The sequence below is a fragment of the Streptomyces sp. 6N223 genome, assembly GCF_052246635.1.
GTDB lineage: Bacteria > Actinomycetota > Actinomycetes > Streptomycetales > Streptomycetaceae > Streptomyces.
Map to the genome: position 1 here is coordinate 86,850 of NZ_JBQQCA010000025.1, position 10,966 is coordinate 97,815.

Sequence of the window (10,966 nt, forward strand, 5' to 3'; positions counted from 1 at the left end):
CAGGACGCTTCGGCGCGCCCGCCTCACACGCGAGCATACTTGCGGATGAGTCGGGGCAGTGATCCTCCGAAACCGCCCGGCGCCATCTTGTCACCGGGCCCGGGCCAGTTAGCCTTGAGAGCAGGCGGGTCGGACTGGCCCGCCGAATTAGTCATGGCAATGGCAATGCAATGGCAATGGCGCTGGCCGGTGGGCGGCCAGGACGAGTGCGAGGACGAGGACACGTGCCTACCGGCAAGGTCAAGTGGTTCAACAGCGAGAAGGGCTTCGGCTTCCTTTCCCGTGACGACGGCGGCGATGTCTTCGTCCACTCCTCAGCACTGCCCAACGGAGTGGACGGGCTGCGGCCCGGGCAGCGTGTGGAGTTCGGCGTTGTCGCGGGGCAGCGCGGCGACCAGGCGCTGTCGGTGACGCTGCTCGACCCCATGCCGTCGGTCGCCGCCGCGCAGCGGCGCAAGCCGGACGAACTGGCATCCATCGTCCAGGACCTCACGACCCTGCTCGAGAACGTCTCCCAGCAGCTGGAGCGCGGGCGGTACCCCGACCGGCAGAGCGGCCGCAAGATCGCGGGCATGCTGCGGGCGGTCGCGGACCAGCTCGACGTCTAGAGCGCTGCGGGGGACACGGGCGGCACGAGGCCTTCGGCCGCCGCCCGGTCCAGCAACTCGCGGACGGCGGCGTGGCCGGCCTGGCCCAGTTCGGCGGTGAAGTCGTTGACGTACAGGTCGATGTGAGACCGCGCCACGGCTGGATCCATCTCCTGGGCGTGCTCCAGCACGTACGCGCGGCTCGCCGCCGGGTCCGACCAGGCGGCGCGCACGGAGGCGCGGATCGTCTCGGCGATCGCCTTCAGCCGCGCCTCACCCAGGCCGCGGCGGGCGACGATCGCGCCGAGCGGGATGGGGTGGCCCGTGCTGCCCTCCCAGAACTCGCCCATGTCCGCGAGCTGGCGGAGGCCGCAGTCGCGGTAGGTGAACCGGGCCTCGTGGATCACCAGGCCGGCGTCGACCTGGCCGTCGCGGACCGCCGGCATGATCGCGTTGAACGGCATCACCCGCACCTCGCCGACCCCGCCGGGCACGTGCGCCGCCGCCCACAGCCGGAAGAGGAGGTACGCCGTCGAGCGCTCGCCGGGCACGGCGACGGTCTTCCCCGCGAGGCCGGCCGCGTCGACGGGACCTGGCTCGCGGGTGAGGACCAGCGGGCCGCAGCCCCGGCCGAGGGCGCCGCCGCAGGGCAGCAGCGCGTAGTCGTCGAGGACCCAGGGGAGGGCGGCGTAGGAGATCTTCAGCACGTCGCCGGTGCCGCGCGCGGCCAGGTCGTTGGTGATGTCGATGTCCGCGAGGGTGACGTCGGCCGGAGGCGCGCCGGGCAGGAGGCCGTGGGCCCAGGCGTGGAAGACGAAGGTGTCGTTGGGGCAGGGGGAGTAGTAGACGCTGAACGGCTCTTCAGCCATGGTCGGGTTCCTCCAGGAGCGCGGGTATCACGGGTGTGATGCGGGCGAAGGCGGCGGTCAGCGCCGCGAGCGCGCCCGGGATGCGCCAGGCGGAGCGGTCGCGGGTGCCAACGGTGTTGGAGACCGCGCGGATCTCGACGACGGGAACGCCGAACCCGGCGGCGGCCTCGGCCACCCCGGCGCCCTCCATCGCCTCGGCGGCGGCCCCCGGGTGCAGGGCGGCGAGCTCGGCGGCGCGCTCGTCGGTGCCGGTGACGCAGGAGACGGTGAGGACGGGGCCGAGGACGGCGTCCGCCGCGGCGGCGGCGGCGCGGGCGAGGGGGGCGGGGGTTTCGTAGGCGACGCGCCCGAACCCGAGCTGGGCGATGTCCGTGAAGCCCTCGCCCGTCCGTACGCCGAGGTCGGCGGCGATGATGGCCGACGCGACGACCACGGCCTCGACTCCCGCGACGCCGGCGAAGCCGCCGGCGATCCCGGCGGAGACGACGAGGTCGTAGCCGGGGGCTCCGCAGCGGGGCTCCGCCCCCGGCCCTCCCGGCGTGCGGGCGCGGGCCGTCCCCCAAGGCTTCCGCTCCAGGGCCTCCGGCCCCATGGCCAGCGCCGTGGCCGTCGCCGCGGCTGCCGCGGCCGGCCCGACGCCGCCGACCAGCACGTCGAACGCGGCTGTCCGATACAACTGCCGCCCACCGGGCAGCGCCACCGGCTGGACCGCCTCACCGTCTGCGCCGGTGCCCGTGCCGGGCGGGCCCGCGCCGTCTGTGCCTGTGTCCGCGCCGGGCGTGCCCGGCGCGACCGGGCCCACGCCCACGCCGCCCCCGCCGCCCACGCCGGCCGCGCGCGAAGCGCATGCGGCGGCGGCATCCGTCGCGTCAGCGCCGTCGGCGTCGACGACGGCTGCCGCGTTCGCCGCGCCGGCGGCCCGTGCGCCGGCGAGCACCGCGTCGCGCTCCGCCTCCACCGCCGTGACGACCAGGACCCTCGCCGTCACCGGGATCAGTCCTCGTCCGGCGGCTCGAGGCGGGCGTTCCACACGCCCTCGAAGGAGGCGAACAGCAGCTGCTCGAACTCCTCCTGCGTCTGGGCCTGGAAGATCTCCTCCACCTCGTACTCCTCGCCGAGCTGCGCGACGTTGACGACCAGATCGCCCGGCACCGGCAGCTCGTCCGGCGACTGGTTGCGCTGCGCCACCGCGTACAGATCGGTGCTGCGGAAGCTGCGGTACGTGCTGGTGAAGGGGTCGAGCCCGTACGGCTGGCCGTTGACGAAGAGGAGCCAGCCGTCGTCGGCGATCTCCGGGTCGACGCCGACGCGGAAGGTGTCGCCGGACTGGGTGGTGAAGGCCGGGGCGTCCTCCGCCTCCTCGGTGACCGTGCCCGCGAGGCAGTCCCTGGCGCGCTCCCCCGGCAGCATCTCGCCGTCGTCCCAGCAGCCGTCCGCCGCCTCGGGGGAGGAGGTGTCGGAGCCGAGCGTGAAGTGGGCGTTCGGGCTCGGCTTCTGGCAGGCCGACAGGGCCAGCAGCGCCAGCGTCGCCGCACCGGCGCCCAGCGTTCCCCTGAGCGCGGTCCCAGCGGTGATCCCAGTGGTCGCGGTCATGCGGGCAGGCTACCCGCCGCCCCCCACCGGCCCGCCGCAGGCGCTACCGCACCCGCGGCCGGAACGTGCCGCGTCTGGCCGCCGTCGTCAGGCTCTTTATCGTCGCCACCGTCCCGGCGATGACCACGCACGCCGCCACCGCCATGCCGACCGTCCCGTTCAGCGGCAGCGAGATGCCGACCGCGCCGCCCGCCACCCACGACATCTGCAACGCGGTCTCGGACCGGGCGAAGGCGGACGTCCGGACCACCTCGGGCACGTCCCGCTGGATCAGCGCGTCCAGCGACAGCTTGCCCATCGCCTGGCAGATCCCGGCCGTGGCCCCGATCGCCGCCACCGTCACCGCGCCGAAGGCGACCGTCGCCGCGACCGAGGCGGCCACCGCGAGCAGCATGCAGGTCAGCAGGATCAGCTCCGGCGCCCGGTCGCGCAGCCAGTTGCCGAGGGCGTTGCCCAGCGCGTTGCCCGCCCCGGCCACCGCCCCGACCAGGCCGAGCGAGAACTCCTCCGTCAGGCCGGGCAGCGGGTCCTCGCGCAGCAGGAACGCCAGGAAGAAGAGGAGGAAGCCCGACAGCGTCCGCAGGGCGGCGTTCGCCAGCAGCGCCTTGAAGACGGTCGACTCCGCGCCGCGCAGCAGCCGCCCGCCGCGCCCGTCGCGCGCCGCCGCCGCCTTCGTCTCGGCCAGCTCGGCGAGGTGCACGGTGCGCTCGCCGCGCGCCAGGTCCACCTCGTGCGGCAGGCGGAAGGAGAGGAACGCGCCCGTCACGGTGATCGCGCAGGCGGCGTACAGCGGCCAGCGCTCGCCGAGCGCGTGCAGTCCCAGGCCCAGCGGCGCGGCCGCGGCGGCCGAGATGAGGCCGGTCAGCGTTATCCGGGCGTTCGCCTTCACCAGCGAGATCTGCGACGGCAGCAGCCGGGGCACCACCGCGGCGCGCACGATGTTGTACGCCTTGGAGCAGACCATGACCCCGAGCGCCGCCGGGTACAGCTCCAGGCCGCCGCTGACCACGGCGCTGGCGAGCACCAGCGCCAGCATGCCGCGCGCCATCAGCGCCCCGGACATGGCCGCCCGCCGCCCGTGCGGCACCCGGTCGAGCAGCGGGCCGATGATCGGCGCGAGCAGCACGAACGGCGCCATGGTGACCGCGAGGTAGAGCGCCACGCGGCCCCGGGCCTCGTCCGTCGGCACCGAGAAGAAGATGGTGGAGGCCAGCGCCATCGTGATCAGCATGTCGCCGGCCGAGTGGACCGCGTGCAGCTCGATCAGCTTGCCCAGGCCCGTCTCGCCCGCGCCGTGGGCGTGGGTGGTGCGGCGGATGCGGCGGCCGAGGGCCAGGGGTGCGGCATGCAGCAGTCGCCCGGTCGCGACAACGACGCGCAGGGCCGGGGACGCGGCCGTCCCCGAGCCCTTCGTGCCGGACGAGCTGTCAGCTACCACGGCAGCCAGCGTAAGCGCTCGGCGGGGTGGTATTGCCCGATCACACCCGGATCGACATGCCTTCTCCTGTCGGATGCCCGTTCCAGCAGAGGTCCGGTGTCCACCGGATTCCCCCCGGACCGGCGCCCCGGCCGGTGCGGTAGCGTGGACGGCTGGTGCGCCTCACCTTCGTACAGCGCGACGTCGCAGCGGCCCGGGTTGCCGCTCCGTCGGCTCCGTTCGTCCCCAGGGGCCAGCACCGGACAACGGCGTAGGAGAGTCGATCGAAATGAGTCCAGTGAGCAGTCCCGTGAGCGCTGCCACGAGCGCGGCCATGGACGCCCCCGCCAACGGCAGCAACGGTGCGGCCGACGCCGCGCTGGGCGCCGCGGTCGGCGACGCCGCCGGCGGGGGCCGGGCCCGGCGGCGCGCCCCGGACAAGCTGTGCGCGGAGGCGGTGGACCTGGCGCGCGGGGTCGCCGAGGAGGCGGCGCGGCCGGGGCCGCTCGGGCCGTACCTGGGTGCCGTTGCCGAGGGAGACCGGCTCGTCACCCACCTCTTCGCCAGCGAGGAGCCCGGCTACCGCGGCTGGCGCTGGGGCGTGACCGTCACGCGCGCCGCCCGCGCGAAGCACGTCACCATCGACGAGGTCGCGCTGACCCCGGGACCGGACGCCCTGCTGGCGCCGCGGTGGGTGCCGTGGAGCGAGCGGCTGCGCCCGGGCGACCTGCGGCCCGGCGATCTGCTGCCGGCCGAGTTCGACGACCCGCGGCTGGAGCCCGGATACGCCCCGCCGGCCGGCGAGGAGACGGGCGAGGAGACCGAGGAGGAGGCCCGGGAGGAGGAGGCGGCGGAGCCGCTGCGCGGCACCATCGCCGAGGTCGCCGGCCAGCTCGGCCTCGGGCGGCGCCGCGTGCTGTCCTGGTACGGGCTGCAGGAGGCCGCCGACCGCTGGCAGGAGGGCTTCGGGCCCGAGACGCCGATGGCGCACGCCGCGCCCGCCTCCTGCGTGAGCTGCGGCTTCCTGGTGCCGATGGCCGGTGCGCTGCGGCAGGCGTTCGGCGTGTGCGCCAACGAGTTCTCGCCCGCCGACGGACACGTCGTCTCCCTGTCCTACGGCTGCGGCGCGCACTCCGAGGCGGCCGAGTCCCCCAAGCCCGAGCCGCCCGCCCCGCCGGTGATCGACCACCTCGGCGCCGACCCGCTGTAGGGCCCGTCCGGGGCCCGCCGGGCGGGGGCCCACCGCCACGGCGCGCGCCCCCGCGCAACCGGTACTGTCACAGTCGTGACGACCGACGAGCCCCTGCCCGCTGGCGCCGACGCTGCGGACACCGCAGCCGCCGCAGACGCCGCCGACCCGTTCGACACCGGGCGGCTGCGGCGTGCCGTGCTGAGCGCCTGGCAGGCGTCCCCGGCGCGGTTCCGGGAGGACGCCAACGCCGAGGAAGACCTCGCCCGGGGCGGCTACCGGGACCGGCTCGTCATCGAGCTGGCGCAGAACGCCGCCGACGCCGCCGCCCGCGCCGGACAGCCCGGCCGGCTGCGCCTGGCGCTGCGCGACGGCGTCCTGGTCGCCGCCAACACCGGCGCCCCCCTCGACGCGGCGGGCGTGGAGTCGCTGTCCACGCTGCGCGCCTCCGCCAAGCGCGAGCCCGGCCAGGGCACCGCCAGCGTCGGCCGCTTCGGCGTCGGCTTCGCGGCCGTGCTGTCGGTCAGCGACACCCCGTCCGTGGCCGGCGCGGCGGGCGGCGTTCGCTGGTCGCTGGCCGAGGCGACCGAGCTGGCCCGCGCCGCCGGGCAGGACAGCCCCGGCCTGCTCGAGGAGCTGGATCGCCGCACCGGCCAGCGCCACGCCGTGCCCCTGCTGCGCCTGCCGCTGCCCTGGCCCGAGGGCTCCAAGGACGCCATCCCCGACGGCTACGACACCGCCGTCGTCCTCCCGATGCGCGACGCCGCCGCCGAGGATCTGGCGACCCGGCTGCTGGACGCCGTCGACGACACGCTGCTGATCACCCTCCCCGGCCTGGCCGAGGTCACCGTCGTCACCCCCGGCGGCGGCGCCCGCACCCTGACCCGCCGCCAGTTCGGGCCGTACACGCAGATCACCGAGGAGCCGGGCCCGGCGGGCAGCGCCGTCCGCTCCACCCGGTGGCGCGTCTCCGCCCTCAGCGGCGAGGCCGACCCGGAGCTGCTGGCCGACCGGCCGCTCGAGGAGCGCGAACGCCGCCACTGGTCCGTGACCTGGGCCGTGCCCGTGGACGCCGAGGGCGCGCCCGCGCCGCCCGCCAGCCCGCCCGTCGTCCACGCCCCCACCCCCACCGACGACGCCCTCGGCCTGCCCGCGCTGCTCGTCGCCTCCTTCCCGCTGGAGCCCACCCGCCGCCACGTCGCGCCCGGCCCGCTCACGGCGTTCCTCCTCGACCGCGCCGCCGACGCCTACGTCGCGCTCCTCGCCGACTGGCGGCCGGTCACCGCCGGCACCCTCTCCCTCGTGCCCGGGCCGCTGGGCCGCGGCGAGCTGGACGGCCAGCTGCGGGCCCTGCTGCTCGAACGCCTCCCGCACACCGCGTTCCTGCCCAGCGCCGCCGCCGCGCTGCCGCCCGTGGCCGAGGGCGAGGAGCCGGTGCCCGACGCGCTGCGCCCGGCCGACGCCGAGCTGGTGGAGCGGGCCGGGGCCGAGACCCTTGCCGTGCTCGCCGAGCTGTTCCCCGTGCTGCTGCCCGCCGGGCTCGAACGCCGCCCCGAGCTGCGGATGCTGGAGGTCACCCGCGTCTCCCTCGGCGAGATCATCGACCGGCTGGCCGGCGTCGAGCGCCCGCCCGGCTGGTGGTGGCGGCTGTACGACTCGCTCGCCGGCGTCGACCCCGAGCTGCTGACCGGCCTGCCGGTGCCGCTGGCCACCGGGGGTGCCCCCGGCGATGGGGGCGCAGCCGCCGGGGGCGGCCGCACCACCATCGGGCCGCGCCGCGTGCTGCTGCCGGTGCCCGGCACCGAGTCCGCCGAGCTGGGGCGGCTGGGCCTCAAGGTCGCCCACCCCGAGGCCGCGCACCCGCTGCTGGAGAAGCTGGGTGCCAGCCAAGCCACGCCGCGCGCCGTGCTCGCCACCCCGCAGGTGCGTGCCGCCGTCGCCGCCTCGGCCGACATCGCGGACGCCGAGGTGTGGGACGAGGACGCCATGCCCGCCGCCGAGCTGGCCGAGACCGTGCTGGCGCTGGTGCGGGACGCCGGTCTCGAACCCGGCGACGAGCCCTGGCTGGCCGCGCTCGCCCTGCCCGACGAGGACGGCGAGCTCACCCCGGCCGGCGACCTCGTCTACCCCGGCAGCGCCTTCCAGCGGGTCATCCGCGAGGGCGAGCTGGCCGCCTGCGACCCGGAGCTGGCGGAGCGGTGGGGCGAGCAGCCGCTGACCGCCGTCGGCGTGCAGGCCGACTTCGCGCTGATACGCGCGGCCGACGTGGTGCTGGACCCGGACGAGATGGAGCCGCACTCGGAGGGCGACTTCGCCGAGCCGGACGACGTGGGGCTGCTGGACGCCGTCGACGTGTGGTGCGAGGACGTGCTCGACGCCCTCCCCGATACGCCGCTGCCGCCCGTCGCCGCCGAGGTGCTCGCCGTCCGCGACCTGGAGCTGATCGACGACGACCGCTGGCGGGAGGCGCTGGCGCTTCTCTCCCGCCCGCCCTTCCGGCAGGCGCTCACGGCCGCCGTGCGGGTGCGGATGCCCGACGGCGGCGTCGAGACCGCCCGCTCCTACACGGCGTGGTGGCTGCGGGGCGCGCCCGTGCTCGACGGCCGCCGCCCGGCGGGCCTGCGGGCCGCGGGCGTCGACCCGCTGCTGGCCGGCCTGTACGAGGACGCCGACGCCGCCGACGCCGACGAGGAGGTGCTGCGCGCGCTGGGCGTACGCACCACCGCCCGCGCGCTGCTCGCCGAGCCGGGCGGCGCGGCGGAGCTCCTGGCCCGCCTCGCGGATTCCGAGCGGGACGTGACGCCGCGTCAGCTGCACGGCCTGTACGGGCTGCTGGCCGGGCTTGAGCCCGATGAGGTCACGCTGCCGGAGGAGCTGCGCGCCGTGGTGGACGGCGTTCCCCGGGTGGTGCCCGCCGACACCGCGCTGGTGGCCGACGCCCCCGACCTGCTGCCCCTGGCGGATGGCCGGGCCCTGCTGCCGGTCCCTCCCGACCGCTCGTCCGCGCTGGCCGCCGTCCTCGACGTGCGCACGCTGTCGGCCGCCCTGCCCGCCCCGCCACCCGAGGGAGGCGCACGCCGCGAGGTCCCGGAGGCCGCCCGTCTCCTGCTCGGCCCCGACACCCCCGCGTCGTACGTGGAGCACGAGGAGCTGGTGATCGACGGCACGGAGCTGGACTGGCGCCTGGCCGCCGACGGCACGCTCCACGCCGCGACGGTGGAGGGCCTGGCGGCCGGCCTGGCGTGGTCCGCGTCCCAGTGGCCCCGCCGCTTCGAACTCGCGGCGCTCCTGGAAGATCCGTCCCGTGCGGAGGAATTGGACACAGCGCGCTGGTTCGATTGAAATCCTTTCGAGCACAACCACATTCTCCTCTGGATCGTCAAACTGCTGACACATCCGCAGCAGCGGATGCGCAGAGCCGCAGGAGGGGAATCATGCGGGCACACGCACGGGGAAATCTGTGGGGGACCACGCGGGGGATCACGCGAACGATCACGGGCCACAGGCCCGCCGTCTTCGCCGGTCTGGGCGTCATCGCCCTGGCCGGCACGGCACTGGCGGCGAGCCCGGCCGCCGCCGCGGACGAGCGAAGCTCGGGCACGGCGTACACCAATGACGCCGCCCACGCCGTCTACTACACGGCGGACGGCACCAGCAGCGACGTGCGCATCACCCAGGGGGAGGCGGGCGCGACCGAGTTCGTCATCGACGACATCGTGCCGGTCGCGGTCGGCGATGGCTGTGTCCACCCGGACGCCTCCGACGCCACCTACGTGGTCTGCACGCTCACCGACTTCGGCGACTTCTATTCCTCGGTCGGCGTCAGCCTCGGTGGCGGGAACGACAGCCTGTGGCTGCGCGCGGGGGCCGAGGCCACCGTTCACGGCGGCTCGGGCCACGACGACCTCAACGTCAACGGCGGCACCGTGGTCTACGGCGACACGGGCGACGACTGGCTCCAGGGGGGCTGGCTGAAGTACGGCGGCGAGGGCCACGACGGCATGTCCGGCTTCCGCGACTGGTACGAGGCGTACGGCGAGGACGGCGACGACTACATCATGGGCGGCACCGGAAACGAGTACCTCTTCGGCGGGCGCGGCCACGACTTCATCGAGGCCGGGGCCGGCGCGGACTACGTCTCCGGCAACGCCGGCGATGACGTCGTCTTCGCAGGCAAGGGCAACGACGACGTCTACGGCGGCGACGGCGGCGACGTCCTCTTCGGCAACAGCGGCAACGACTACCTGCGCGGCGGCGCCGGCGACGACTCCGTCTCCGGCGGCCCGGGCACGGACGACGTCCAGGACTGAGCCGACGGAACCTCACGCCTGATCGCGCGGCCCCGGCCCCTGTCCTGGTGTGGGCCGGGGGACGGGGCCGCGCAGCGCAACCAACCGCAGGGGCCACAGGTCTCACAAGCGGCACTCGCACAGCAGCGGAAGCAGGAGGGGATTCATGCGCAAGACAGCCACCGCCGTGGGCCTGGGGGTTCTGGCCCTGGCCGGCACGGGGCTCGCCGCCTCGCCGGCCGCGGCCGACAGCTCGGCGACGGCCTACACCGACGACGGGGGACACGCCGTCTACTACACGGCCGGAGACACCAGCAGCGACGTGCGCATCACCCAGGGGGACGACTACACCCAATTCGTCATCGACGACATCGTGCCGATCGACGTGGGCGACGGCTGCGTCCACCCGGACGCCTCCGACGCCACCTATGTGGTGTGCACGCTCACCGAGTTCGGCGACTTCTGGACCCACGTCGTCGCGGACCTCGGCGCGGGCAGCGACGCGCTCTGGCTGCGCGCGGGCGACGAGAACTCCGTCCACGGGGGCCCCGGGCACGACAACCTCAACGTCAACGTCAACGCCGTGGTCTTCGGCGAGGACGGCGACGACTGGATGGTCGGCGGCTTCCTGAAGTACGGCGGCCCCGGCGACGACGGCATGTCCGGCTTCGGCAACGACTTCGCGGCCTACGGCGAGGACGGCGACGACTACATCTACGCCAGCACCGGCAGCGAGGCCCTCTACGGCGGGCGCGGCCACGACACGATCGAGGCCAGGGGCGGGCACGACCTCGTCTACGGCAACAGCGGCGAGGACACCCTCATCGGCGGCAAGGGCGGCGACGACCTCTACGGCGGGCCGGACGCCGACGCCATCTACGGCAACAGCGGCAACGACCTGCTGCGCGGCGGCGGCGGAAGCGACCAGCTCTCCGGCGGCCCGGGCACGGACGACGTCAGCCAGGACTGACCCAGCCTGGACTGACCACCCCAAGGGGGGTGGGGGGGGGGGGAGGGGGAGG

At 75.4% G+C, this 10,966-nt stretch carries 9 protein-coding genes; 5 read left to right on the forward strand and 4 right to left on the reverse strand.

Annotated features, from left to right (window positions below; genetic code table 11):
• Positions 1–224: 224 nt before the first annotated feature.
• On the forward strand, positions 225–608 hold the full coding sequence (locus ACTWQH_RS17505; protein WP_443287515.1) for a cold-shock protein: 384 nt from the start codon (positions 225–227) through the stop codon (positions 606–608).
• On the opposite strand, the gene ACTWQH_RS17510 is transcribed toward ACTWQH_RS17505, so the two are convergent.
• Genes ACTWQH_RS17510 through ACTWQH_RS17525 form a run of 4 tightly spaced genes read right to left on the reverse strand, consistent with a single transcriptional unit; the run spans position 605 to position 4,487 of the window.
• Positions 605–1,456, reverse strand: a complete 852-nt coding sequence (locus ACTWQH_RS17510; RefSeq protein ID WP_443287516.1) for a 1,4-dihydroxy-6-naphthoate synthase — start codon at positions 1,454–1,456, stop codon at positions 605–607. The genes ACTWQH_RS17505 and ACTWQH_RS17510 overlap by 4 nt on opposite strands.
• Positions 1,449–2,444, reverse strand: a complete 996-nt coding sequence (gene mqnB, locus ACTWQH_RS17515) for a futalosine hydrolase (protein WP_443287517.1) — start codon at positions 2,442–2,444, stop codon at positions 1,449–1,451. The genes ACTWQH_RS17510 and mqnB overlap by 8 nt, the downstream gene beginning before the upstream one ends.
• Positions 2,445–2,449: 5 nt before the next feature.
• Positions 2,450–3,049 (reverse strand): hypothetical protein, encoded by a 600-nt coding sequence (locus tag ACTWQH_RS17520; protein ID WP_443287518.1) that lies wholly within the window; start codon positions 3,047–3,049, stop codon positions 2,450–2,452.
• A gap of 43 nt (positions 3,050–3,092) precedes the next feature.
• Positions 3,093–4,487 carry an MFS transporter gene (locus ACTWQH_RS17525; RefSeq protein WP_443287519.1) on the reverse strand — a complete coding sequence of 465 codons (1,395 nt, stop codon included), beginning with the start codon at positions 4,485–4,487 and terminating at the stop codon, positions 3,093–3,095.
• Between the two features lie 289 nt (positions 4,488–4,776).
• Between ACTWQH_RS17525 and ACTWQH_RS17530 the strand changes: the two genes are divergently transcribed.
• The 4 genes from ACTWQH_RS17530 (at position 4,777) to ACTWQH_RS17545 (ending at position 10,914) form a co-directional block, all read left to right on the forward strand.
• On the forward strand, positions 4,777–5,676 hold the full coding sequence (locus tag ACTWQH_RS17530) for a DUF3027 domain-containing protein (protein ID WP_443287520.1): 900 nt from the start codon (positions 4,777–4,779) through the stop codon (positions 5,674–5,676).
• 177 nt (positions 5,677–5,853) lie between these two features.
• Complete coding sequence (locus ACTWQH_RS17535) at positions 5,854–8,997, forward strand: sacsin N-terminal ATP-binding-like domain-containing protein (RefSeq protein ID WP_443287526.1); 3,144 nt, start codon at positions 5,854–5,856, stop codon at positions 8,995–8,997.
• A 92-nt stretch (positions 8,998–9,089) separates the two neighbouring features.
• A complete protein-coding gene (locus ACTWQH_RS17540) occupies positions 9,090–9,965 on the forward strand; it encodes a calcium-binding protein (RefSeq protein ID WP_443287521.1) in 876 nt (291 codons plus the stop codon).
• Between the two features lie 145 nt (positions 9,966–10,110).
• Positions 10,111–10,914 (forward strand): calcium-binding protein, encoded by an 804-nt coding sequence (locus ACTWQH_RS17545; RefSeq protein ID WP_443287522.1) that lies wholly within the window; start codon positions 10,111–10,113, stop codon positions 10,912–10,914.
• Positions 10,915–10,966: the final 52 nt, after the last annotated feature.